Raw genomic sequence first — 24,188 nt, forward strand, 5'->3', positions numbered from 1 at the left:
CCGGACGCGCCCCCCACTGACGCACATTTGCGCAGGTGAGGGGCGGGCCGGTGCGAGCAGATGGCCGCACAGGATCAGTTGGGGCAAAGAGACTCATGTCTCACTTACATAGAAGCGGACATACACCTTCGAACTACCCCTGCTCGCCATCCAGATCGAGACTCTGGCCGGGCAGGATGAGGTCCGGATCGGCACCCAGGGCCTCGCGGTTGGCGTCGTAGAGCGCCGCCCAGCCACCCTCCAGCTGATGCGCGTGAGCGATGGCCCAGAGGGTGTCGCCGGCGCGCACGGTGTACTCGCCGGACGGGACGCCCTCGAGGTCACGTGCCGTTCCGTCACCTCGCGAGGCATGAGCCCCAGTTTCGCGCTCGGTGACCGAATTGCCGGTATCGCCCCCTATGGTGACCTCCCCGGCCGGGCCGGTGGCCCCGGTCTCGTCCTTGGCGGGCTCACCCCGGTGCTTGCCGCCGCCGGCACCGGACTCGCTGCCCGTGCCGCTGCCGGCGCCGGGCTGGGGGCCGGCTTCCGCGCCGGCCCCGGGAGCGGCCTCCCTGCCGGGCTCCGGCTGCCTGACCGGGTCGGTCGTCCCGGCGGGCGCCGAGGGGGCCGTCGTGTCGGACGGCGCGGAGGGCGAGGCCGGGGCGGTGGGCGCGGTCGTGCCGCTGGGCGACGCGGGCGCGGTGGGCGTCGCCGAACCGAGGGGGTCGGCGGGCGCCGCGGTGCCGGACGGGTCGGCGGAGGGGGTCCCGGACGGCTCGGCCTTCCCGGGGGCCGCCGGCTTGCCGGCGGACGCGCCGCCGGCCAGGCCCGCGATGGGGGCGCACGTCTCCCACGCCGATGAGCCCTTGGCGGCGTAGACCTTCTCGGCCACGGCTATCTGCTGCGCCCGGCTGGCGAGGTCGGCCCGCGGCGCGTACGCCGTGCCTCCGTACGCCTCCCAGGTCTCCTGCGAGAACTGCAGCCCGCCGTAGAAACCGTTGCCGAGGTCCGCGCTCCACATGCCGCCGGACTCGCACTCGGCCACCCGGTCCCACGTGGCGGAGTCGGCGGCGGACGCCGATCCCGCGCCGAGCAGCGGCAGGGCGATGGCGGAACCGGTCACCCCGGCCGCGACAACGATCGCGGGTGCTTGACGAGGTCGCCGGTGTCGGCCGTTTCCGGAACGCATGCGGTTGCCTTTCGCGTGACTGCTGAGACGACGGTGAACGTAGCGGCATTCGAACGCCAGTCACAAGTCGATGCAGAGCAGATTACGCGAACATCACAGAATTGACGGTCCGTCATTTTTTGACGGGTGTGAACTCCACCGGAAGCGTGCGCAATCCGCGCATGATGAGCCCGCCGCGCCACCGCAAATCGGCTGGATCGACCGCGAGCCGCAGGTCGGGCAACCGGGTCAGCAATGTCGCGAGCGCGGTCTGCCCCTCCAGCCGGGCGAGCGGCGCGCCCAGGCAGTAGTGGATGCCGTGCCCGTACCCCAGGTGCTGGTTGTCGCGCCGCGCCAGGTCCAGCGTGTCCGGGTCGGGGAACCGCTCCGGGTCGCGGTCCGCCGCCGCCAGGACGACCAGGACCGGGTCGCCGGCCGCGACGCGCTCGCCGCCGATGGTGAGCGGTTCGGTGGCGAACCGCCAGGTCGCGAGCTCGACCGGCCCGTCGTGGCGCAGCAGTTCCTCCACCCCGCTCTCCAGCAGCCCCCGCTCCCCGGCGGCCAGGGACGCCTGGAGCCTGGCCCGCTCACCGGGGTGGCCGAGGAGCGTGTGGACGCCGTTGCCGATGAGGTTCACGGTTGTCTCGAAACCGGCGAACAACAGGATGAAGGCCATGGCCGCGGCCTCGTTCTCGGTGAGGTGCTCACCGTGGTCACTTGCCCGGATCAGCCCCGAGATGAGGTCGTCGCCCGGGTCCTCCCTTTTACGGTGAATCAACTCGGCGAGGTAGCCCCGCATTCTCTTCACCGACCGGGCGACCCCGCCGCGCGGACCGCCCCCGTGCCGGATCATCATTCCGGCCCAGTCCCGGAAGTCGTCCTGGTCCTCGCGCGGCACCCCGAGCATGTCGCAAATGGCGTAAATGGGGAGCGGAAAGGCGAATTCATGGATCAGATCCGCCTCCCCTTTTGTTGCGAAGTTGTCGATGAGCCGGTCCGTCAGCTCCTGCACACGGGGCGCGAACGCGGCCACCCGGCGCGGCGTGAACGCCTTGGAGACGAGCCGGCGCAACCGGGTGTGGTCCGGCGGGTCGATGTTGAGCAGATGCGTCATCAGCTCGGCCTTGCGCTCCCCCGGAATGCCGGTCCGGCCCCTGGCGTGCGCGGGCTCGTCGTGGTGCGCCGGATTCTTCGACAGCCGCTGGTCGGCGAGCGCCTGCTTGGCGTCGGCGTACCGGGTCACCAGCCACGCCTCCACCCCGCTGGGCAACGTGGTCCGGTGGACGGGCGCGTGCTCGCGCAGCCAGGCGTAGGCGGGGTAGGGGTCGGTGGCGAACTCCCAGGTGAAGAGCTCGGGCGCGGCGGGCCGGCCGGCCGGCGCGACGGGGCAACCGGCGGGGGCGGCGACCGCGCCGGTCGCGGACGCCGGGGGCCGCGCGTCGTGCGGGGCGGGCGGCTGGCGCGGGGCCCGCGCGTCGGGAGAGGCAGGCACGTCGTGCGGGCCGGGCGGCTCGTGCGGGGCGGGCACGTCGTGCGGCGTGGGCCCGTGATGCGGGGCAGGCGGCTCGTAAGAGGCGGGCGCGTCGTGCGGGGTGGGCGGCTGGTGCAAGGCAGGCACGTCGTGCGGGGAGTCAGGTGCTGTCGGGTCGTCCGGGGCGTTCACGCCTCGACGGTATCCGGCCCGGCAGCCGGCCCCTCGGCCGCGCGGATCGCGTCGCGGTAGGCGCGGGCGGCCGCCCGCAGCGCGGCTTCCGGGTCGACCCCGGCGGCCTCCGCCCGTACCGCCAGGGCCAGCAGTTCGTAGCCGACCCCCTCTCCGGCGGGGAGCGGCACGTCGAGGCCGGCCCCGCGCACCCGGCTCGCCAGCTTCGCGGCGAGCGCCAGGCCGGGCTGGCCGAGCGGGACGCCGTCCGTCACCGACGAGCGCTGCTTCTCGATCGCCTTGGTCCGCGCCCAGTGCGCCTTGACGTCCTCGGGCGTCTCGGCGCTCTCGTCGCCGAAGACATGCGGGTGGCGGTGGATGAGCTTGTCGACGATCGTGCCCGCCACGTCGTCGACGGAGAACGGCTCCTCCTCGTGCTCCTGCGCGATCCGGGCGTGGAAGACCACTTGGAGCAGGACGTCCCCGAGCTCCTCGCGCAGTTCCTCCCGGTCACCGTCCTCGATCGCCTCGACCAGCTCGTACGCCTCTTCGATGCCGTACTTGGCCAGGCCCTTGTGGGTCTGGCGCGACGACCACGGGCACTCGCGCCGGATGCGGTCCATGACCTCGACCAGGTCCAGGAGCCGGGCGCCCGGCAGGTCGTACGAGCCGGGCAGCAGCTCCAGGTCGGGCATGGCCACGCTGCCCGACCCGGCCAGCCGGGCGAGCCCGTCGGTCAGGGCGCGGTCGCCCTCGCCGGACGTCAGGACCACGGCCGTGGCGCCTCCGGCGCAGACGTCGACCAGCTCATCGGCGCTGGGCGCGGTGACCTCCACGGCGACGCCCGCCTCACGCAGGTAGGGGAGCTGGGGGTTGCCGGCGTCGGCGCACAGCACCCGGTCGGCGTCGTGCAGCGCCCGCCACGCGGGCCAGGACAGCAGCCCGGGCGCGACGCGGTGGCTGGCGGTGAGCAGGACGATACGGCCGGGGGTGTCGTTCTTCACCCCTCGAACCTACCTCCCCGGATCAGGTGCCCGCCTGGGGGCCGGCGGCCTCCTTGGTGACCTGGCGGATCCACGGCGCGCTGTAGCGGCCGAGCTGGATCTGCGCGTTGTCCCAGGTGCCGTACCGGGGGTTCACATCGATCCGCAGCTCCTTGGAGGCGGCGGTGAAGACCTGGGTCAGCTTGCGCTGCCCCTCGGGGGTGTTGCCCGCGCCGAGCTTCGCGGCCAGCTTGTTCATCACGATGTTGCGGCGGATGACGCCGTCGATCTCCCCGGGCGCGACGCCCTGCTGCTGGAGCAGCATCGCGGCAAGCTGGTCCTCGCCGCCGCTCTGCCCGGCGGCGGTCTGCCGCATCCGCTGGATCTCCTTGCGGCTGACGGTGACGCCGTGGTCGGCGGCGACCCGGTCCACCACCCGGTCGAAGATCATCCCGTTGAGCTTCTCGCGGTTGAGGTCACCGGTCGCCTTGATCAGCTCGGCCCCCTGCGGGGACGCCTGCTGGGCACTGCGGACGTCCCGCACCTGCGCCTGGAGGGCGGTCACCTCGATGCGTTCCCCGCCGACCACGGCCGCGGCGCCGGGGTGGGCGTCGCTGCCGCAGGCGGTGAGGAGCGGCGCGGCGGCGAGCAGCGCGGCGGAGACGGAGAGCGCAGTGCGACGGCGGCGGTGCAAAGGAGCCTCCCGGCGTGGGTCGTGCGTCAGTGTGAACGACCTTGCGGTGATCGATGGTAGGCAGTCTCAGTGGCCTGGGCCACTACTTCCGCGTCACTGGTGCACGGTCGCGACTGTTTCGCCCAACGAGTCACGGGTGCGGGGGGTCTCGGGTCTGAGCATGATCGTCCGCGAGACGACGAAGGTGACCGGGATGGCCGCCACTGCCGCGAGCAGCGGGGCGTACCGGCTGGAGAAGCCCACCACGTCGACCAGCAGCCAGACCCCGCTCGTGGTGATCACGAAGTTCGCCGCGTTGGTGAGCGGGAACAGCAGGAACTTCCGCCAGGTGGGACGGGTGCGGTAGGTGAACCGGCAGTTCAGGAAGAAGGAGCCCGTCATGGCGAGCAGGAAGGCGACCACGTGGGCGGCCACGTAGGGCAGGCGCAGTGCCAGGAAGGAGAGGTAGAACCCGTAGTAGGTGGCGGTGTTCACCACTCCCACCAGGGCGAACCTGACGATCTGGCCGCGGACGGTCATCGGCGTACGAGCTCCCTGGGGGACGGTCCGGGACGGGCGGGGCACCGCCCTCGCCGGGGAGTGCGGGTGGGCGACCGCCTCGTCGTGGATGCGGCCCACATGTTCCCCGACGGTGCCCGGCATCACAGCAGGGTGACATATCCGCTGTGCCGGCGGCGTCGACCGGCGCGCGCCACGGGCGTCCGCGCGTTCGGCCGGGGCCACCCGGGCGGCCCCGGCCGCATGCTCGCCTCGCCCGCCGGGCCGCGCGTTCGGTCGCGCGCCACCAAGACTTCATCCGGGCAGCACCGTACCGTCGTCCGCCCGCCCGCCCGGGCGGCGTAGCTTGCCGCGCATGCCCTCTCTTCTGAGCAACCGGTTGGCGAAGCGGGTCCTTCGACCGGCCTTCGCCCTGGTCGAGCAGCGGCTGGAACGCGCGACCAGCGCGCTCCAGGCGGACCTCGACGCCCTGCACCACGAAGTGGCCGATCTGCGGCGGCGCAGCTACGGGCTCGGGCTGCTGCTCGACCAGGCGGGGCGCGAGGGGCACCGGATGCCCACCGCCACCCAGGTCGACGCGCTCGTCCGCGAAGTGCGCGCGGTCACCGGCGAGGACGGCGAGCGGGTCCGGCACGACATCACGGTCGCCTACCGCCACCTGGTGGCGCTGGAGGCGCTCGGGACGGGCGGCCTCGGCGGCTCCCTGTCCGATGTGTGCGGGCGGCTGGCGACGGTACCGCTGCTCGATCCGCCGGGCGGTGAGGTGCTGGAGATCGGGGCCGGGCAGGGGCTGTTCGCGGTGGCGCTGCGGCGGATGCTCCAGCGCGGCGGCGTCGAGGCGCGGCTGACGATCGTGGATCCGCTGGACGGCCCGCCGGCCCGCGCGGACGCGGTGCGGTCCAACCTGGCGCTGTGCGGCGGCGGTCCGGCGGCCGGTGCGCGGGTCGTACCGGGCGGGTTCGCCGATCCCGGGGTGCGCGAGCGGGTCGCCGACCGGGCCTACGGCGTGATCGTGGTGAACGGCGAGCACGACCTGGCGGCGGTACGGGAGCTGGCGGTGCCGGGCGCGGTGGTGGTCCTGGGCGACCAGCGGCGCACCACCGGGTTCACCGGGCTGGGGCGGGTCGCCGAGTCGGTGTACTGCCGGGTGGGCTGATCACAGCCCGCGCATCCGCTGCTGGCGGTCGAGCGCCCGGCGCAGCTCGGCGGCGAGCGGGTGGTAGGGGCCGTAGGCCAGTTCCGCGTCGTACAGCAGGCTCTGGAGCTGCTGGTAGGCCGCCGTGTGGTCCCCCAGCGCGAGCAGCAGGTGCCCGATGCGCTGCCGGATGTCGAAGGCCCGGCCAGGTTCGGTGCCGGCGGGCCGGGCGCTGTCGTAGTACGGCAGGACCGCGCGGTACTCGGCGAGCGCGGCGGCCGCCTCGCCCAACTGCTCCAGGCACAGCGCCGCCTCGTAGCGGAACTGGAGCGTCTGCGGGTCGCCCGGCCCGGCCTCGGCCGCCCGGTCGTCCGCGAGTCGGCGCAGCTCCGGCAGGGCGCGCCGGTACTGGCCGTCGTCCATCAGCGTCGTCGCGTACTGCTTGCGCAGGATCCGCACCACCGGCGAGTGCTCGCCGTGCTCGGCCGCGGCTGCCGGGAGGATGCCGCCGAGGATGTCCACGGCCTGGGTGATGCTGCCCTCGCCGAGCAGTCGCTTGACCTCGTCCACGGCCGCCGCCACATCGGGGCGGTCCGCGTCGGGGGTGGTGGCGGGGACCTGGGCGGGGGCGGGCGCGGCGGCCCGCTCGGGCCAGGGCGCGTACGGGCGCAGGAACGGGCGCGTCGGGTCCAGCGGCCCGGCCGGGGCACCGCGCGCGGGCAGCAGCGGGGCGAGCGCCTCGTACACCTCCTGCGCGCCGGAGGGCCGGTGCTGCGGGTCCTTGGCGAGCAGCCGCAGCACCAGGGCCTCCAGGGCCTCGGGTATCTCGGGGCGCAACTGGCGCACCGGCAGCGGCGGCTCGTACAGGTGGCGGTGCAGCACGCCGAGCGCGGTGGACCCGGCGAAGGGGACGTTGCCGCTGAGGAGCTCGTGCAGGAGCACGCCCAGGGCGTACAGGTCGGTGTACGGGCCGACGGCGCCGCCCATGGCCTGCTCGGGGGCCATGTAGGCGGGGCTGCCGATGGGCGAGCCGGTGTGGGTCAGGCGGGTGGTGTCGGTGTCGATGACGGAGGCGACGCCCAGGTCGAGGACGGTGACCGTGCCGTCGGGCTTCACCATCACGTTGCGCGGCTTGAGGTCGCGGTGGACGATCGGCACGGCGTGCACGGCGGCCAGCACCGCGCACAGCTGGGCGGCCACGCCGACGGCCCAGGGCCAGGGGTACGGGTCGTGCTCGGCGAGGTGGTCGGCGAGGTCGGCGCCCTCGACGTACTGCATCACCAGGTACAGGTCGTCGCCGTCGCTGCCGGCGTCGTGCACCGTGACCAGGCCGGGGTGGGTGACCTGGGCGGTGACCCGGCACTCGCGCACGAAACGGCGGCGCATCTCCTCGGCCGCGGTGGCGGCGGCCATCCGGTCGGGGCGCAGCAGTTTGACGGCCACGCGCCGGTCCAGGCGCCCGTCGTAGCCCGTCCAGACCTGGCCCATGCCGCCCTGGCCGATGACGGTGGACAGCTCGTAACGGTCGGCGATGACCCGTCCGTTCACCGGTCCTGGCCCTCCTGGCCCTTGTTGCGCAGCAGGTCGCTGAGCTCGTCCAGCTCGGCGCGCACCTGGTCGATCCGGGCGGGCTGGTCGATCCGGGCGGGCTGGTCGGCGGGGGCCTGGGGACGCGTGGCGGGCCGCGGGGTGGGCAGGGGCGGCTGTGCCGGCGGGGCCGGCTGTACCGGCGGGGACATCCGGACGGGCGGGGGCATCCGGACGGGCGGACGCGCCGGGGGCGGCGTGTGCGGCGCGAGCGGCGGGTAGCCGTACGCGGGCGGCCGGGGCGCCGCGGGGACGAAGGCGGCGGTGGCGGGGAGCGCGGCGAGCCGCTCGTAGTACCGCATCTCGGCGAACAGGTAGTACCCGGTCACGCCGAGGATGGTGCCGCCCATCCAGGACATCCCGATGATCGCGTTCCCGTCGGTCATCTCCTGCTTCGGGTCGTCCGGCACGGTCTCGCCGAAGAAGACGAGCAGGCCGATGTTGAGCACCAGGACGAGGCAGAACAGGGCCAGGTGCAGGGCGCGGCGGGTGACGATCGCGAGCCTCAGCATCGGCACCCAGGCCAGGAAACCGCAGCTCAGCACGGTCACCACCACGAGGATCACCCGCAGCGCGACCAACGTGCTGTCCGCGGGGCGCCCCGGCGGGGGTGGTGCGTAGCCGTGGCCGTGCATGACGGGGCTCCTGGGGGAAGGGCGGTGACGCGACGAGTCGGACGAGAGGACGAGCGTATACAGCGACTCCGACAACGGCTCACGGGTTGTACGCAACCGTTGCCGAAATGATCGGGCGCTGTCCGTCAGGCCTCCACACTGCCGTCCGTGAGCCCGTCGTACATGCCCCGCACCAGCCGCTCGCCCAGTCGGCCGGCGTGCCGGAGCGCCTCCTCGAACTCGGCCAGCGCCCGGAACCGTTCGCCGTACCGCCGCTGCTCGGCGAGCGGGAGGCGGGGCAGTTGGAGGCGGCGCACATCGAGCCGGGCGGCGGTCGAGGCGTAGCTGCTGGCCTGCCGGTTGTTGGCGGTGCCGCGCAGGAAGCCGGCCAGGAACCAGGGGTCGAGGGCCGCCGGATCGGGGCGCAGCAACTGGAGGTTGCGGCCGAGCGCGGCGCCGGCGGTGGCCTCGTCCACCACGCGGGCGATCGCCCCGCCGCCGAGCACCGGCACGACCACGTCCCCGGCCGCGACGAGGACGGGCTCCTCGTCGGTTGTCTCGGGCAGGCTTCCGGAGGGCGCCCGGCCGGTGAGGACGTCCTGCTCGGTGAGGACGGGGACACCGCCGCCGCCGTGGCCGGCGGGCCCCGCGCCCGCGCCGCCGGAGCGCAGTTCCAGGGCGCCGGTCCTGGCCAGTTCGCCGACGCCGACGCGGGGCAGGCGGGCGGGCCCGGCCGGTGCGGCGGGCGGGGCGGGGGGCGGGGGGGTGAGCTCACCGGTGCGGCGCAGTACGGCGGTCAGCCGGTCGCGCACCTCGGCCAGTTCGGCCGCGCCGCCGCCGCAGGCCGGGAGCGGCAGGTGGCGGGCCGGCGCCAGGTCCACGTCGTCGTCGAGGAGCTCGATCACCGGTACGGAGCGGCCGGCGCCCGGCTGTTCGGTGATGGTGCCGTGCTTGTCGAACGGCCGCCACGCCTCCAGTACGGCGGTGTGGACGGCCTGCCAGTCGAGCCTGTCCCGGCCGGCGACGGCGTACCGCGCGGTGTCGACCAGCAGCAGTTCGGGGGACGCGGCGGCGCCCGGGACGGGCTTGCGCAGCACCCACAGGTGGAGGGGGATGCCGTACGGGGGCGCGGCGCCGGCCGGGAGGGCGACGACGGCGCGCAGGGCGCCGCGGCGCAGCAGGTCGGCCCGGATGCGGCGGCCGGAGCGGCGGGAGGCGGCGGCGGGTGGCATCAGCAGGACGGCGGTGCCGCCCGGGCGCAGGCGGGCCAGGGCGTGCTGGACCCAGGCCAGTTCGGACTCGGTACGGGCCGGGAAGCCGTACTCCCAGCGCGGGTCGTAGGCGAGTTCGTCGTGGCCCCAGTTGCGTTCGTTGAAGGGCGGGTGGCAGAGCACCGCGTCGGCGGCGAGCTGCCCGAAGGCGTCGGCGCGCAGCGCGTCGCCCGCCCGCGCGCGGACGTCGGCGCCGGAGTGCAGGGCCAGCCGCAGGGCGGTGAGCGCGGCCAGGTCGGGGTCGGTGTCCTGGGCGTACAGCGCGGTGGGGTGCGCGACGGCGCGCAGCAGGGTGCCGGTGCCGGACGCGGGGTCGAGCACGGTCCCGGCGGGGCCGGCGAGCTCCGCCATGAGGGCGGCCGGCCCGGGCGGGGTGAGGGTGTACTGGCGCGGGTTCGCCTCCAGGTGGCGGCCGAGCAGGAACTCGAAGGCCTGCCGGGCGCCCGTCTCGGCGGCCAGGTCGCTCGCGGCCCGCAGCAGCGGGACGGAGGGGGCCAGGGCGCCCGGGGGCGGGGTCGGTACGGCGCGCGGCAGGCCGAAGCGGAGGGTCAGCACCTCTTCCAGGGCGGTGGGCAGCAACTCCGCCATCCGCTCGTCGGACACGGCCGTCAGCGTGACCCAGCCGGCGGGTCTGTCCCGTACGAGGAGGAGCCCGCAGCCCGCGTGGACCAGGGCGGTCACCGGGCCGGCCGGATGCCCGGCGATCTGCTGCCAGAGGCGCTCACGCAGCGGGACCTCGGCGAGTTTGCCCTGGGCCCGCAGCCACCGCTCGACGTCGGCGAGCGCGAACGAGGGGCTGGTCTCGGTGCCGCCGACCGGCTTGGGGAAGTCGGCGTGCCGGCGCCGCCAGTTGCTGACGGCGGCCCGTCCCACCCCGGCGAGCCGGGCGATTCCCGCCGCGGTCACCTCGTTCGCGTTCTCCGGCACGTGGCTGGCTCCCCTCGTCCGCCACCGCTGTGGCTGCTGTGGCCAGATCCTACCGGCGTTCGACCGGATCGCCCTCTTCACAGTGTGATCCAGGCCAAGGCCAGATACCGATGTTGACTCGGTTCACAAGCTCTGCTCTTATTGACCCGTCGCCACACGGGCTTGTCGCAGGGCCCGGGCCACGCTTCCCCGTCCCCGTGCCTTTTCGGAGTACACCCATGTCTGCCATCGCCCTTCACCGGTTCCAGCGCCCGGCACTGGCCGCCCTCTGCACCGCCGCCGTGCTCGGCCTGACGGCGTGCGGCCCCTTCGGCGGGGACGCGACCGAGACCGGTCCGTTCGCCGGCCTTTCGGGCGCGCAGATCGCCAACAAGGCGGTCAAGGCGACCAAGAGCGCCTCCTCCCTCACCTTCGACGCGGATCTCCAGATGCCGGAGGGCCGGGTGAAGGCCTTCATGGCCGTGGACACCAAGGGCCAGTGCGCGGGGACGCTCTCCGTCGGCTCCACCGGCACGGTCGAGCTGATCAGGACGGGCGGCGACGCGTACATGCGTTTCGACGAGGCGCTGCTGCGCGAGCAGAGCAAGGGCAGCTCCGCGGAGGAGACCTCGGCCGTCCTGAAGACCCTCAAGGGCCGCTGGACCAAGGCGGACGCGACCGATCCGGAGGCCAAGGAGGGCATGGAGATGTGCGACCTCGACCAGGTGCTGGGCGAACTCAGGACCGGCATCAACACCGCCAAGCGCGGCGAGGTGACCACCGTCGGCGGCAGGAAGGCGCTGACGCTCACCGAGAAGGACGGCGCCGCGACGTACAAGATCTATGTCGCCACGGAGGGCGAGCCCTACCTGCTGAAGGTCGAGCAGAAGGGCGGCAAGGAGCCCGGCACCATCTCCTTCAGCGCGTACAACAAGCCGGTACCGGCGAAGAAGCCGGCCGCCAAGGACATCGTCGACCTCGACAAGCTGGCGCAGCAGCGGTAGCCCGCCCGCGGGGCGCGCTCGAGGACGGGGCGCCGGAGCGGCGGGCCGCCACGGGGGTGCGGCCCGCCGCTCCGCCCGGCGCGGCGCGTCCGGGGCGCCCGGCGGCGGCACCGGCCGGAACCGTCCCCCGGCCGCCCGGGGGGACGCCTCAGTGGGCCGGTCGGCCGCCCGTCCCGCCGCTCAGCCGCCGCACTGCTCCAGCATCATCCGCTTGTCCGGGGCGGTCACCGGCAACTCGTACTTGAGGGCGACCTGGGCGAACCGCACGGCGTAGGCGCACCGGACGGCGCTGTTCGGCGGCAGCCACGACGCCGGCCCCGAGTCGCCCTTCGCCGAGTTGGTGCGGCCGTCGACCGGCAGCAGGTTGAGCGCGTCGTTCGCCAGCCGCTGCCGCTTGCGCTCCGGCCAGCGGGAGGACCCCATCTGCCAGCTGTACGACAGGGGCACCACATGGTCGATCTGCACGTCGGACGCGTCCTGCTTGCGCCAGGCGATGGTCTTGCCGGTGTACGGGTCGTGCAGTGTCATCGCCACGACCACGCAGTCGGAACCGGAACGGAACCGCAGGTCCCGGCCGTCGCGGCGCAGCAGGTCGTTGCGGGTGTCGCAGCCGTTGCGGGCCAGCGGTACGCCGTCGGCGGTGTCCATCCAGGCATGTCCGAACTCGTCCCGGTCGTAACCGGTCCTGGGGCCGCGCCCCTTGGTGGCGAGCCTGTTGATCAGGTTCCGGGCCGCCGATTCGTCCTGGCCGGAGTCCAGGGGCGCCAGACCCGGCTTCGTGCCGTCCGGGTTGGCCAGCGGGTCGACGGACCGGGCGTCGGACGTACCCGGCCCGGAGCCTGACGCCGGGTCACCGGAGCCGACGGTGTCGCAGCCGGCGACGAGGGACACGGCGGCGAGCAGTGCCGCGGCGGGCAGGGCGGTCCGTGGCGTACGCATGCCCGAATCGTAGGCCCGCCGCGCCGCCTTGCCGATGCCCAGGGTGTTTCCGCCGGACAGCAGTCCCGAGCCCAGCACCGCGCCCCGGACGTCACCGAGCGGTTCGGCCGGCCGGGCGGTGCCGTCCGTGCCCGGACCTGAAGCAGGGCCTCGCGGCTCCCCGCGCTCCCACCCCGCGCGCGGCCGGTCCAGGCAGTCGGCGCGCCCGGCCAGGCGCCCGCCCGTGCCCGGTGGACGACGTCGCGGTCGACGACGCGGTGGATGTCCCCACCCGGTGGATGTCCCTCACGTGTCCGGGCCCGGTGGCCCGACGGTGACGGGTCGCCTCGGGTCGGGAGCGGCGGGCGGGCGTCCGCGGCGCGGTGGCTGCGCGCGGCACGAGGCACACCCGGGTGCCATCGCGGACCCGGCCGAACAGCCGCTGGAGGGTGAACGGCCCCGGCGGAGCGACCAGGGAGCCCGCAGAACCCGGGGGCGGCCCCCGCCAGGAGGCCGCCCCGCACCGCGCCGGGCCCTACGAACCCAGGATCGTGGTCAGGAACTCCCCCGTCCACGCCAGCAGTTCCCGGCCCACCACCGGCTTGCCGCCGATCGTGCCGCTCGTCGGACGGGGGACCAGGATCTGGTGGGCCGGGGCCTTGATGACCGCGCGCGGGTGGAGGCGCTTGAGGCGCAGTTCCTGCGACTCGCGCAGCTCCACCGGCGCGAAGCGGATGTTGGGGCCCTGGAGGACGATCTCGCCGACCCCGCACGCGCGGGCCAGCATCCTCAGGCCGGCCACCAGGAGCAGGTTCTCCACCGGCTCGGGCAGCTTGCCGTAGCGGTCGGTGAGCTCCTCGCGCACCGCCCTGATGTCCTCCTCCGAGTTGGCGGAGGCGATCGCCCGGTACGCCTGGAGGCGCAGCCGCTCACCCGGGGCGTAGTCGTGCGGGACGTGCGCGTCGACCGGGAGCTCGATCTTGACCTCCAGCGGCGGCTCCTCCTCCACCCCGCCCTCCAGGGAGGCCCGGTAGTCGGCGACCGCCTCACCCACCATGCGGACGTACAGGTCGAAGCCGACGCCCGCGATGTGGCCGGACTGTTCGCCGCCCAGCAGGTTGCCCGCGCCGCGGATCTCCAGGTCCTTCATGGCGACGTACATGCCGGCGCCCATCTCGGTGTGCTGGGCGATGGTGGCGAGCCGCTCGTGGGCGGTCTCGGTCAGCGGCTTCTCCGGCGGGTAGAGGAAGTACGCGTACCCCCGGTCACGGCCCCGGCCGACCCGGCCGCGCAACTGGTGGAGCTGGGACAGGCCGAAGTTGTCGCCGCGCTCCACGATCAGGGTGTTGGCGTTGGAGATGTCGATGCCCGACTCCACGATGGTCGTGGAGACCAGCACGTCGAACTTCTTCTCCCAGAAGTCGACCACGACCTGCTCCAGGGCCGCCTCGCCCATCTGTCCGTGGGCGATCTGGATCCGGGCCTCCGGGACGATGTCCCGCAGCCGGGCCGCGGCCCGGTCGATGGACTCCACCCGGTTGTGGATGTAGAAGACCTGGCCCTCGCGCAGCAGTTCGCGCCGGATGGCCGCGCCGATCTGCTTCTCCTCGTACGGGCCGACGAAGGTGAGGACCGGGTGGCGCTCCTCGGGGGGCGTGGTGATGGTGGACATCTCCCGGATGCCGGTCACGGCCATCTCCAGTGTCCGGGGGATGGGGGTGGCCGACATCGTCAGGACGTCGACGTTGGCGCGCAGCTTCTTGAGCTGCTCCTTGTGCTCGACGCCGAAGCGCTGCTCCTCGTCGACGATGACCAGGCCCAGGTCCTTGAACCTGGTCTCGGAGGAGAACAGGCGGTGGGTGCCGATCACGATGTCGACCGAGCCGTCCCGCAGCCCCTCCAGGGTGGCCTTCGACTCCGTCTCGGACTGGAAGCGGGACAGCGCCCGCACCACGACCGGGAACTGCGAGTACCGCTCGGAGAACGTGCCGAAGTGCTGCTGGACGAGCAGGGTGGTGGGGACCAGGACGGCGACCTGCTTGCCGTCCTGTACCGCCTTGAAGGCCGCCCGTACCGCGATCTCGGTCTTGCCGTAGCCCACGTCGCCACAGATGAGGCGGTCCATGGGGATCGACTTCTCCATGTCCTCCTTCACCTCGGCGATGGTGGACAGCTGATCGGGCGTCTCCACGTACGGGAAGGCGTCCTCCAGCTCGCGCTGCCAGGGCGTGTCCGGGCCGAAGGCGTGGCCGGGGGCGGCCATCCGGGCGCTGTACAGCTTGATCAGGTCGGCGGCGATCTCCTTGACCGCCTTCTTGGCGCGCGCCTTGGTCTTGGTCCAGTCCGCCCCGCCGAGCCGGTGCAGCGTCGGCGCCTCGCCGCCGACGTACTTGGTGACCTGCTCCAGTTGGTCGGTGGGGATGTACAGGCGGTCACCGGGCTGGCCGCGCTTGGCCGGGGCGTACTCGACCAGCAGGTACTCGCGGGTGGCGCCCTGTACGGTGCGCTGCACCATCTCGATGTAGCGGCCCACGCCGTGCTGCTCGTGGACGATGTAGTCGCCCGCCTCCAGGGTGAGCGGGTCGATCGTCTTGCGGCGCCGGGTGGGCATCCGCTGGCCGTCCTTGCCGGCCGCCTTCTGGCCCGACAGGTCGGTCTCGGTCAGCACGGCGAGCTTGAGGCCCGGATCGATGAAGCCGTGGTCGATCGAACCGCACGCCACGTGGACCACGGACGGGTCGATGTCCGTGAGGTCGGAGACCAGCCGGGCCGCGATGCCCTCGCCGCCCAGCACCTCCGCGGTGCGGGCCGCCGGGCCGTGCGCCTCGGTCACGTAGACCGCGCGCCAGCCGTCGGCCAGCCAGCCCTTGGTGTCGGCGAGCGCCCGGGCGGTGTCCCCCCGGTACGACTCCGGGGCGTGCATCCCGAGCGTGAGGGTGTCGTCGTCCAGGTCGGCGGCGTCCGCCCCGAACGGCGACACCGACCACCACATCATGCCCAGCTCGCGCGCCCGGTCCCGGACGTCAGCGATGCCCCACAGGGACGCCGCGCCGACGTCGATCGGCGCCTCGCCGCCGCCGGCCGTCGCCGCCCAGGACGCCTGGAGGAACTCCTGCGAGGTGGCCACGAGGTCGGCGGCGCGGGTGCGCACCCGCTCCGGGTCGCACACCACGGCCATGGCGCCGGCCGGCAGTACGTCGAGCAGCAGCTCCATCTCGTCCACCAGCACGGGCGCGAGGGACTCCATGCCCTCGACGGCGATGCCCTCCGCGATCCTGCCCAGCAGGTCGCCCAGCTCCGGGTGACGCTCGGCGAGGGCCGCCGCCCGCCGCCGTACGTCCTCGGTCAGCAGCAGTTCCCGGCACGGGGGTGCCCACAGGCCGTGCTCGGCGACCTCCAGGGACCGCTGGTCGGCGACCTTGAAGTACCGGATCTCCTCAACCTCGTCGCCCCAGAACTCGACCCGCAGCGGGTGCTCCTCGGTCGGCGGGAAGACATCCAGGATGCCGCCGCGCACCGCGAACTCGCCGCGCTTCTCCACCAGCTCCACGCGCGCGTAAGCGGCGGCGGCGAGGCCCGCCACGACGTCGTTCAGATCGACGCTCTGCCCGGACCGCAGACTGACCGGCTCCAGCTCCCCGAGGCCCTTGACCTGCGGCTGCAGTACGGAGCGGACGGGGGCGACGACCACCGACACCGGGCCGGTGGCCGGGTCGTCCGCCGAGGGGTGCGCGAGGCGCCGGAGCACCGCCAGGCGCCGGCCGACCGTGTCCGAGCGGGGTGAGAGGCGCTCGTGCGGCAGGGTCTCCCAGGAGGGGTACTCGGCGACGGAGTCCGGGTCCAGCAGGGTGCGCAGCGCCGCCGCCAGGTCCTCCGCCTCTCGCCCGGTCGCCGTCACCGCGAGTACCGGCCGCCCGGCGTCCCGGGCCAGCGCGGCCACCGCGAAGGGCCGCGCGGCCGGCGGGCCGACCAGGTCGACGTGGAGGCGGTGGCCGTCGGCGGCGGCCTTCACCGCCTCGGTGAGGGCGGGATCCTTGGCGACGGCGTCGAGCAGACCGTGCAGGCTCATGAAGGCTTCCATCCGGGGGGTGGGCAACGCGAACCGCCCGACACGTCGCACGGGCCGGGGGATTCCAGCGTACGCCCGCCCCGGCGGCCCCCGCGTCCGGAGGACGGCGCGGGGCGGCGGGTGACCGCGGGGCCGCCGGGGCCGGGAGGCTGCGGGCCGGGGCGCGGCGGGCGGGCCGGGGCGCGGCGGGCGGGCGGGCGGGCCGGGCGGGGAAACACGCCGGCCCGGGCGCGTACGAGTCGTACGGGCCCCGGCCGGGACCAGTCGGCCCGGCCCGCTGGGGAGCCGGGCGGAATGGCTCCGGGAGGTCGGCCCGGCGTCCGCGCCGCGGGGCGGTACCCGTCCGCCGTCCCGCGGCGCGGGCCGCCGTGACCTGCGTCTCATTCCGGCGAGCACCCGGCCGGTCCGGCGCCCCGCCGGGAAATGATGCCGGTTACAAGGATCGGAGCCTGCGTCCTGGCAGCCAGGGGGGAACGTGAGCGGTACCGCCGGACACTCGGGCGGCCCGGCGGACTCCGGCGCCGCCCGGGAGCCGCGGCGCCCCCCGGCCGTCACCGCGCCGCGCGGACGCGGCCCGGTCGCCGCCGCCCTGATGCTCGGCATGGGCCTCGTCGCGCTGGACAGCACCGTCGTCTCCACTGCCGTCCCGCAGATCGTCGGTGACCTGGGCGGGCTGTCCGTCTTCTCCTGGCTGTTCTCCGGCTACCTGCTCACCGTGACCGTCACCCTCCCGGTGTACGGCAAGCTCTCCGACACCTTCGGCCGCAAACCGGTCCTGATCACCGGCATCGTGCTCTTCCTCATCGGCTCCCTGCTGTGCGCCTCCGCCTGGAACATGGCGTCCCTGATCGCCTTCCGGATCCTCCAGGGGCTGGGCGGCGGCGCGCTCCAGGGCACGGTGCAGACGATCGCCGCCGACCTGTACCCGCTCGCGGAACGCCCCAGGATCCAGGCCCGGCTCTCCACCGTGTGGGCCACCTCGGCCGTCGCGGGACCGGCCATCGGCGGACTGCTCGCCGGGTACGCCGACTGGCGCTGGATCTTCCTGGTCAACCTGCCGGTCGGTGCCGTCGCCCTCTGGCTGGTCGCCCGCAATCTGGTGGAACCCACCCCCGCCCGCGCCCCGGAAGGCGCTCCGGCCCGTGCCCCGGCACGCGTCGACTGGCCGGGCGCCCTGGCCGTCTTCGCCACCGGCGCCCTGCTGCTCACCGCCCTCGTCCAGGGCGGCGTCGCCTGGCCCTGGCTGTCGGCCCCGTCGCTCGTCCTGCTGGGCGGCGCGGCGGTCCTGGCGGCGCTCACCGTGCTGATCGAGCGCCGGGCCGAGAACCCGGTCATCCCGGGCTGGGTCTGGCGCCGGCGCACCATCGCGGCGGTCAACCTCTCCCTCGGCGCGCTCGGCCTGCTCATGGTCGCCCCCACCGTGTTCTTGCCCACCTACGCCCAGTCGGTCCTCGGCCTGGGGCCCATCGCGGCGGGCTTCGTCCTCTCCGCGATGACGCTGTCCTGGCCGGTCAGCGCGGCGCTGTCCGACCGGGTCTACAACCGCGTCGGCTTCCGGCTCACGGCGGTCACCGGCATCGCGCTCGCCGTCCTGGTCCTGCTGGCCTTCCCCCTGCTGCCCTACCCCGGCGAAGCCTGGCAGCCGGCGCTGCTGATGCTGCTGCTCGGCGGGGCACTCGGCCTCTTCCAGCTCCCGCTGATCGTGGGGGTGCAGTCCACCGTGCCCTGGTCCGAGCGGGGCACGACCACCGCGTCCGTCCTCTTCTGCCGGCAGGTCGGCCAGAGCCTGGGCGCGGCGCTGTTCGGCGCGGTCGCCAACGCCACCCTGGGCGCCCGGCTGGGCGAGGGCGGGCTGGACGACATCGACTCGCTGACGCCGGCGGCGGTGGACGCGGCCGTGGAGTACGTCTTCCTCGGCGCGGCGGCGGCGGGCGTCCTGGCCCTGCTGGTCCTGCTCACCCTGGCGCCCCGCCGTTTCCCGGTCCTCCGCGAGGACCGGGACGCCCGGTAGCGCGGCCGGTCCGCGGGCGGCGGGAGCCGGCCGGGCCTCAGGCCTCGCGGCCGGTCAGGGTGGCCAGGCTCGCGCGGATGTGGGACATGTGGGCCCGGATCGCCTCCCGGGCCTCCTCGTGCTCGCGCAGCACCCGTTCCGTCTCCCGCTCCACCCGCTCCTCGCGCACCCGTGCCCTGGCCAGCAGATCGGCCGCGCGCGCCGCCGACTCCTCCTCACGGCGCCCGGCCTGCTCCCGCGCCTCGGCGTGCACCCGCTCGGCGTCCGCCAGCCGCTCCCGCGCGGCGCCCAGCAGCTCCGCGTGCCGCTCCTCCAGCCGCGCCGCCCGCTCGTCCAGTTCGCGCTCGGCCGCCTCCCACCGCGCCGCGTGGTCGGCCTCCAGTCCGGCGAGCAGTTCACCGGCCCGGCGCTCGGCGTCCCGCAGCGCGGACAGCCCCTCGCCGCGCAGCCCGTCCGCCTCGGCGCGCGCCGCCGACCGGATCTCCTCGGCCTCGGCCTGCGCCGCCCGTACCGTCCGGTCCGCCCGGTCCCGCGCCTCCGCCCGTACCTCGTCCGCCGTCTGCCGGGCCGCGTCCCGCACCCGCTGCCCGGCCTCCCGCGCGGCGTCGGCCACGCTCTGGGCGGCGGCCGTCGCCTCCGCCCGAAGCGCCTCGGCCTCCTCCTCCGCCAGCGCGAGGATCCGCTGGGCCCGGCCGCCCAGGGACTCGTACCGCTGCGGTGGCAGTGCCGCCGCCACCTCACGCAGCCGGGCGGCCTCCACGGCCAGCTCCTCGGCGCGGGCGGCCAGCCGCTCCGCCCGCTCCGCTGCCAGCTCCGTGTCGGCCGTGACCTCGGCGACGAAACGGTCGACCTGCTCCGTGCGGTAACCCCGGCCCCATACGACGGTGAATCCGTGCATACGCTCCAGGATGCACCAGCCGGGGTCAGCTCCGTGCCGAAGGAGTCAGAGCAGGCCGTCCCACATCTGTTCCAGCAACACCGACCACCAGCTCTCCGGCGACGACAGGGCGGCCGGGTCCAGCATCGCCAGCTGCGCCTGGAAGTCCACGGTCCAGCGGCCGGCCTGCTCGGGCGTCAGCCCGAACCGCAGCCGCCACATCCGGCCCAGCAGCGCCAGGCAGCGGGTGAACTCCGGCAGCCCGCTGTTGACGAACTGCGGCGCCACCGGCTGACCGCCCGGACCCGCCTCCACCGGTACGGCGACGATGTGGGCCGTCCCGTACTGCACGCACACCGCCCGCCCGAAGTCCGAGCCGACCACCAGGTAGGAGCCCGCGTCGGCGGCCGGCTGGACCTGCCGCTGAGCGGCCAGCTCGGCGAGCGTCGGCACCACCGGCTGGGCCGGCTGCGCCCAGAAGAACGGCCCGAAATCGGCCGGCAGCCCCGCCCACACCAGGGTGCGCGCCACCAGCTCCGGCACGCCCTGCCGGGACACCGCCCGCTGATCGAACCGGCAGATGCCCTGCGGCCCGAACGCGCCGGCCAGCTCCTGGGCGATGCCCTCCGGCGGAATGGGCGGCGCGGGCTGCACCGGCGGCAGCGGTGCCCGCACCGGCGCCGGGCGCGCCGGCCCGTCCGCGACCTGGTGCAGCTCACCCTGGTGGGCGAGGAGCTGCGCCATGCCCTGCTGGCGGCTGGCGTGGTCACGCCCGTACGGGGCGATCGAGGTGATCCGCGCCTGCGGCCAGATCTCCCGGATCATCCGGGCGCAGTAGCCACCGGGCAGCTCGCACGAGGCAAGCTCGGTGTGCAGCTCCAGCACCTGCTGCGGCGGCACGTTCATGGCCCGCAGCTCGTGCAGGATCTGCCACTCGGGGTGCGGCGTGCCGGGCGCCGAGCGGCGGATCAGCTGGGCCTCTGAGCCGTCGGGCGCGCGGTAGCGCAGCACGGCCTGGTAGCCGGGGCCGACGGTCGGCACACCGGTGGGCGGCTGCTGCGGATAGCCGTACGCGGGCGGCCGCGGGCCGGGCATCGGCGGACCGGCCGGAGCCGGCGCGGGGGCCGGCGGGGGCACGGGACGGCCAGGGCCGGGCTGCGCCAGCATCGTCTCTGCGTGGTGCGCCCCGGCGCCCGGAGCCCCGGGCATCCCCGGCGCACCGGGCGGCTGCGGCGCACCGGGCGGGCCGGGCGGCTGCGGCGCACCGGGACCAGCCGGACCACCGGGACCCGGCTGCGCCAGCATCGTCGCGGCATGGTGCACACCCCCACCCGGCGGCGGCGTCGCACCAGGGGGCGGCGGCGGACCCGGCGGGCCGGGCGGCTGCGGCGCACCGGGCGGGCCGGGCGGCTGCGGGCCTTCCGGGCCGCCCAGGTGCGGCACCAGCCGCGTCGGCACGTAGCCTCCGGCCGGCGTCCCGGGAACACCGGGGCCCGACGCGGGCGGGAGGGCTCCCGGGGCGCCGGGCACACCGGGCGGCGGCGGAGTCGCCGGACCGCCCGCCGGCCTGCCGGGGGCGGCATCCGGCGCGGGACCGGCCTCGCCCGTCGCCGGGCCCGTCGGCCCCTGCGGACCACCCGGTCCGGGCGGACCGTCCGGGTCCAGCGCGGGTGCGAGCGTGGTGCGCGGCAGTTGGCTGCCGCCCGACATCAGCGCGGTCGGCGCGTCCGCGCCCACCGCCGGCAGTGGGGTGTCCTCGTCGTCGGCCCCGGACAGCGGAGGTGCGAACACCGTCGCGGGCAGCGGCACGGACCCGTCGTCGCCGTCACCGCCGGGCGCGCCGGCACCGCTGCCGGCGCTGGGCCAGGCGGTACCGCCCCGCGACCCGCCGTCGGCGGGCACGGCCGGAGCGGACCACACGTCACCGCCCCCCGCCCCGGGCGCGGAGCCGCCCGTGCCCGGGCCGGGGCCCGGGATGCCGGAGCCGGAGGTGACGAAGGGGGCGGGGGTACCGGACGTGCCGGACGCACCCGAGTCACCGGACGCGCCGGAGGTAACGGAATCGCCGGAGCCACCGGACCTGCCCGAAGGCTCCGCCCCCGCGTCACCACCGGCGGCCGCCGGCTCGCCGCGCCCGGGAACGCCCAGCTTGTCCGCCGCGTTCTGGAGCCACTCCGGCGGGGTCAGGAGGAACGATGTCTGGTTGAGGTCGATCCGCTCCGGCTGGCCGGCGCTCCCCTCCCCCGGCGCCGCGCCCGGCGGCGACCCGTACTCCTCCTCGTACCGGCGGATCACCTCACCCACCGGCAGCCCCGGCCACAGCGTCGCCTCACCGCTGTCCCGGGCGATCACCAGCCGCTGGCGCCCGCCGTCCGACGTCGCGCCTCCCCCTGGGCCTCCGGCCTGGGAGGTGACCCCGTCGCGGTCCTCCGCCCACGCCACGAAACCCAGCTCGAACTCCCGTACCCGCACCTCGCGGTGCTGGTGGGCGGGCACATCGCCGTTGATCCACTCTTCCGCGCGCTCCTGCGCCTGCGCGAAGGTCACCATCGGACCGTCACCCCTCGTCCGAGACCGGGACGGCTCGCGCGAAGCCGCCGTCCACCATCAGGTTCGCCACCGTCTCCAGTTCCGGCGGGTTGCCCGCCAGCCGCTGGAGGAATTCGTCGAAGTCACCGCCGCACGGCAGCAGCAGCCGCTCGACCCGTTCCTGCACCGTCCATCCGTCCTGGTCGCGGGCGTCGTCGTACGGGCAGAACCACACCGAACCGACACCGTCGCCCCGCACCTTGACCGCCAGCAGGCCGCCCTGGACGAAGCCGACGCCCAGGTAGTCCTTCGTCAGGTGGTCCCGCAGGCACTTGTTCACATAGACCAGGTCATTGGCCGCCGCCTCGTCGCGCACCGTGAGGAACGGCTGGTCCACCAGCAGCCCCAGCTCCGCGTCCAGCGCCGTGCCCACCGGAGCGCAGCCGCCCGCCGCCTTGAGGAACGACCGGTAGGCACCCGGCAGCCGGTAGCCCAGGTCCTCCTCGACGCCCTGCACCTGCGCCTCGGACACCGACACCGAGCCCTTCGGCAGCCCGAAGTGCGCCGGCCGGGTCTCCTGCAACGGCCGCGTACCGCGCTTGCCCTGGTCCACGGCGGCCGTCGCCAGCCCGCCGTGGTGCCGCAGCAGCGCCTTCACCTCGACCGGCACCAGCTCCATCCGCCGCGTACCGGCCACGTGGTGCCAGGTCCAGCCGTGCGGCGTGGCCACCGCCGGGACGGTGTCCCACAGCTCGTGCCCCGACGCGGCGAGCGCGGCGTTCGCGGACACGTAGTCCGTCAGGCGCAGCTCGTCGACGCCGAAACCCTCCGGCGGCTCGGCGATCTCCGCCGCCGCGCGCGCGTACGGGGAGAAGTCCGGACGGCCGTTGCCGTCCACCCGTACCCCTCGGGGATGCCGGGCGGCACGGACCGGGTCCGGGAAGTGCACGACCTGCCCGGCGTAGGCCGCGTTCGGTGGCGCGGCGTTCGCCCGGCCCAGCGGGCCGGGAGGTGCCCCCAGCCCGAACCGACCTGTGCTCATGTTGGATGCCCCCTGCTGCTGCTGGCTGGTTCCGCACAGCCTAAGCGGTGGGGCGACAGGCGGAACCCGGCCGCCGTGGCGGTGACCCGCCGTCACTCCCGGGTGACCCACCGGCCATCACCCGTCACACGGATGCCACGATTCCGTGCCCCCGCTTCCCACCCGCGTCCCCCGTTTGGCAGGCTGTTTCCTCGCAACTCGGGGGATTGCAGAGGGGACGAAACGCACCATGCGCACAGCACGACCAGGCACGACCGCACCCGCCACGGGTGACCCACGTCTCAGCTGGAGCACCGACAGCGCCACCGGCGACCACGCCCCTTTACTGCGACACCGCCGCGACGGCATCCTGCCCACCGTGGGAGCGGCCCTCTCCGTACGCGGTGAGACCCTCACCTGCACCGCCGCCCGCGGCAATCAGGCACCCGTCCTGCACCCTCTCGTGCAGGACTTCCTCGACCGGCTCACCAGCGGCCAGCGCGAGCGCTTCACCGGGCGCTGCCCCGAAGCGATCCTGCTGTCCCGCCACCTCACCGCGACGGAGACCAACCGCTCCAAACGGGCCCAGCGCAAACCGCTCACCCAGGGCGAGGCCCGCCGCTCCCTCAAACACGCCAAGATCACCGCCCGCCGCATCCGCGAGGACGGCGACCCCCTGCACGGCAGCTACGCACCGCCCTGCCGCTCCTGCGCGGCGCTCCTCGCCCACTTCGGCGTACGCCCCGTCGACCCCACCGCCCAGAACGGCTGACCGCACGACGATGCCCGATCTCGACACCACCCGCTTCCCCGTCGCCGTCGACGCCGCCCTGCGGGAAGCGGGCTGGCAGCCCGGCCGCTGGGACATGAAGCAGGCCGAACTGTGGGCCGACACCCTGCGCGCCCACGTCTCCCCCGCCGGGCACCGGCACAGCGTCTTCCCCTCCGCCGTCGAGGCCTGGGCGGAATTCGGCGGTCTGGACATCACCGCACCGGGCCCCGGCCGCCAGATCGCCCCGGCCATGATCCGCTTCGACCCGCTCGCCGGGCTCCACCTCGCGCGCACCTTCGCCGACCTGGGCCGCTCGCTCGACACCGAGATCGCCCCGCTCGGCGAGGAGGCCGACAGCCAGTCCGTGCTGGCGATCGACACCGAGGGCCGCGTCTACGGACTGGACCACGGCGGCGACTGGTACCTCGGCCACCACATCGACACCGCGCTGACCACGCTCATCACCGGCACCCGGCCCACCCGCCTGGTCCATCCCTGAGGCTCCCGGCG

The 24,188-nt window shown here is 74.8% G+C and carries 18 protein-coding genes; 5 read left to right on the top strand and 13 right to left on the bottom strand.

Translation table 11 applies throughout. The annotated features are described in order from the left end of the window. Nucleotides 1–133 precede the first annotated feature (133 nt). The 5 genes from AB0H53_RS12240 to AB0H53_RS12260 all read right to left on the bottom strand — a co-directional run bounded on the left by AB0H53_RS12240 (nt 134) and on the right by AB0H53_RS12260 (nt 4,985). The gene (locus tag AB0H53_RS12240) at nt 134–1,102 is read right to left on the bottom strand and encodes a transglycosylase family protein (RefSeq protein WP_362110393.1); all 969 of its coding nucleotides are present in this window, start codon (nt 1,100–1,102) and stop codon (nt 134–136) included. 178 nt (nt 1,103–1,280) lie between these two features. Then, nucleotides 1,281–2,675, bottom strand: coding sequence for a cytochrome P450 (locus AB0H53_RS12245; RefSeq protein ID WP_362110396.1), 1,395 nt, complete (start codon nt 2,673–2,675; stop codon nt 1,281–1,283). 131 nt (nt 2,676–2,806) lie between these two features. Beyond that, nucleotides 2,807–3,793, bottom strand: coding sequence for a nucleoside triphosphate pyrophosphohydrolase (locus AB0H53_RS12250; protein WP_362110399.1), 987 nt, complete (start codon nt 3,791–3,793; stop codon nt 2,807–2,809). Between the two features lie 22 nt (nt 3,794–3,815). After that, on the bottom strand, nt 3,816–4,466 hold the full coding sequence (locus tag AB0H53_RS12255) for a SurA N-terminal domain-containing protein (RefSeq protein WP_362110402.1): 651 nt from the start codon (nt 4,464–4,466) through the stop codon (nt 3,816–3,818). A gap of 93 nt (nt 4,467–4,559) precedes the next feature. After that, entirely contained in the window at nt 4,560–4,985 is a 426-nt protein-coding gene (locus tag AB0H53_RS12260) for a GtrA family protein (protein ID WP_362110658.1), read from the bottom strand. Nucleotides 4,986–5,319: 334 nt separating this feature from the next. Between AB0H53_RS12260 and AB0H53_RS12265 the strand changes: the two genes are divergently transcribed. Continuing rightward, a complete protein-coding gene (locus tag AB0H53_RS12265) occupies nt 5,320–6,120 on the top strand; it encodes a class I SAM-dependent methyltransferase (RefSeq protein ID WP_362110405.1) in 801 nt (266 codons plus the stop codon). On the opposite strand, the gene AB0H53_RS12270 is transcribed toward AB0H53_RS12265, so the two are convergent. From AB0H53_RS12270 to AB0H53_RS12280, 3 genes are all read right to left on the bottom strand, one after another. Continuing rightward, complete coding sequence (locus AB0H53_RS12270) at nt 6,121–7,647, bottom strand: serine/threonine-protein kinase (protein WP_362110408.1); 1,527 nt, start codon at nt 7,645–7,647, stop codon at nt 6,121–6,123. After that, nucleotides 7,644–8,321, bottom strand: a complete 678-nt coding sequence (locus AB0H53_RS12275; RefSeq protein ID WP_362110411.1) for a hypothetical protein — start codon at nt 8,319–8,321, stop codon at nt 7,644–7,646. The genes AB0H53_RS12270 and AB0H53_RS12275 overlap by 4 nt, the downstream gene beginning before the upstream one ends. A gap of 125 nt (nt 8,322–8,446) precedes the next feature. Continuing rightward, the gene (locus tag AB0H53_RS12280) at nt 8,447–10,498 is read right to left on the bottom strand and encodes an N-6 DNA methylase (protein WP_362110414.1); all 2,052 of its coding nucleotides are present in this window, start codon (nt 10,496–10,498) and stop codon (nt 8,447–8,449) included. A gap of 218 nt (nt 10,499–10,716) precedes the next feature. Between AB0H53_RS12280 and AB0H53_RS12285 the strand changes: the two genes are divergently transcribed. Beyond that, entirely contained in the window at nt 10,717–11,481 is a 765-nt protein-coding gene (locus AB0H53_RS12285; protein ID WP_362110417.1) for a hypothetical protein, read from the top strand. Nucleotides 11,482–11,661: 180 nt separating this feature from the next. Here the strand turns inward: AB0H53_RS12285 and AB0H53_RS12290 are convergent, their stop codons facing one another. After that, nucleotides 11,662–12,420 (bottom strand): HNH endonuclease family protein, encoded by a 759-nt coding sequence (locus AB0H53_RS12290; protein ID WP_362110420.1) that lies wholly within the window; start codon nt 12,418–12,420, stop codon nt 11,662–11,664. A gap of 514 nt (nt 12,421–12,934) precedes the next feature. Beyond that, nucleotides 12,935–16,468: a transcription-repair coupling factor gene (gene mfd, locus AB0H53_RS12295; RefSeq protein WP_362110423.1), complete on the bottom strand. Its 3,534-nt coding sequence runs from the start codon at nt 16,466–16,468 to the stop codon at nt 12,935–12,937. 475 nt (nt 16,469–16,943) lie between these two features. Between mfd and AB0H53_RS12300 the strand changes: the two genes are divergently transcribed. Next, entirely contained in the window at nt 16,944–18,479 is a 1,536-nt protein-coding gene (locus AB0H53_RS12300; RefSeq protein ID WP_362110426.1) for an MFS transporter, read from the top strand. A gap of 37 nt (nt 18,480–18,516) precedes the next feature. Here the strand turns inward: AB0H53_RS12300 and AB0H53_RS12305 are convergent, their stop codons facing one another. The 3 genes from AB0H53_RS12305 to AB0H53_RS12315 are packed head-to-tail and all read right to left on the bottom strand — an operon-like array spanning nt 18,517 to nt 22,927. Further along, entirely contained in the window at nt 18,517–19,377 is an 861-nt protein-coding gene (locus AB0H53_RS12305; protein WP_362110429.1) for a DivIVA domain-containing protein, read from the bottom strand. 45 nt (nt 19,378–19,422) lie between these two features. Continuing rightward, complete coding sequence (locus tag AB0H53_RS12310) at nt 19,423–21,906, bottom strand: SUKH-4 family immunity protein (RefSeq protein ID WP_362110432.1); 2,484 nt, start codon at nt 21,904–21,906, stop codon at nt 19,423–19,425. Nucleotides 21,907–21,913: 7 nt separating this feature from the next. Continuing rightward, on the bottom strand, nt 21,914–22,927 hold the full coding sequence (locus AB0H53_RS12315; RefSeq protein ID WP_362110435.1) for an SMI1/KNR4 family protein: 1,014 nt from the start codon (nt 22,925–22,927) through the stop codon (nt 21,914–21,916). Between the two features lie 229 nt (nt 22,928–23,156). Here AB0H53_RS12315 and AB0H53_RS12320 point away from each other — a divergent pair, with 229 nt between their 5' ends. Then, complete coding sequence (locus tag AB0H53_RS12320; protein ID WP_362110438.1) at nt 23,157–23,678, top strand: YwqJ-related putative deaminase; 522 nt, start codon at nt 23,157–23,159, stop codon at nt 23,676–23,678. Between the two features lie 10 nt (nt 23,679–23,688). Next, nucleotides 23,689–24,177, top strand: a complete 489-nt coding sequence (locus AB0H53_RS12325) for an SUKH-3 domain-containing protein (protein ID WP_362110441.1) — start codon at nt 23,689–23,691, stop codon at nt 24,175–24,177. Nucleotides 24,178–24,188: the final 11 nt, after the last annotated feature.

Source organism: Streptomyces sp. NPDC050856 (assembly GCF_040653855.1).
Lineage (GTDB): Bacteria > Actinomycetota > Actinomycetes > Streptomycetales > Streptomycetaceae > Streptomyces.

Excerpts from the sequence above, each read along its gene's own strand:
- AB0H53_RS12320 (WP_362110438.1), top strand. The coding sequence starts at position 23,157 with ATGCGCACAGCACGACCAGGCACGACCGCACCCGCCACGGGTGACCCA.
- AB0H53_RS12325 (WP_362110441.1), top strand. The coding sequence starts at position 23,689 with ATGCCCGATCTCGACACCACCCGCTTCCCCGTCGCCGTCGACGCCGCC.
- AB0H53_RS12310 (WP_362110432.1), bottom strand. The coding sequence starts at position 21,906 with ATGGTGACCTTCGCGCAGGCGCAGGAGCGCGCGGAAGAGTGGATCAAC.
- AB0H53_RS12275 (WP_362110411.1), bottom strand. The coding sequence starts at position 8,321 with ATGCACGGCCACGGCTACGCACCACCCCCGCCGGGGCGCCCCGCGGAC.
- AB0H53_RS12290 (WP_362110420.1), bottom strand. The coding sequence starts at position 12,420 with ATGCGTACGCCACGGACCGCCCTGCCCGCCGCGGCACTGCTCGCCGCC.
- AB0H53_RS12285 (WP_362110417.1), top strand. The coding sequence starts at position 10,717 with ATGTCTGCCATCGCCCTTCACCGGTTCCAGCGCCCGGCACTGGCCGCC.
- AB0H53_RS12315 (WP_362110435.1), bottom strand. The coding sequence starts at position 22,927 with ATGAGCACAGGTCGGTTCGGGCTGGGGGCACCTCCCGGCCCGCTGGGC.
- AB0H53_RS12265 (WP_362110405.1), top strand. The coding sequence starts at position 5,320 with ATGCCCTCTCTTCTGAGCAACCGGTTGGCGAAGCGGGTCCTTCGACCG.
- AB0H53_RS12260 (WP_362110658.1), bottom strand. The coding sequence starts at position 4,985 with ATGACCGTCCGCGGCCAGATCGTCAGGTTCGCCCTGGTGGGAGTGGTG.
- mfd (WP_362110423.1), bottom strand. The coding sequence starts at position 16,468 with ATGAGCCTGCACGGTCTGCTCGACGCCGTCGCCAAGGATCCCGCCCTC.
- AB0H53_RS12305 (WP_362110429.1), bottom strand. The coding sequence starts at position 19,377 with ATGCACGGATTCACCGTCGTATGGGGCCGGGGTTACCGCACGGAGCAG.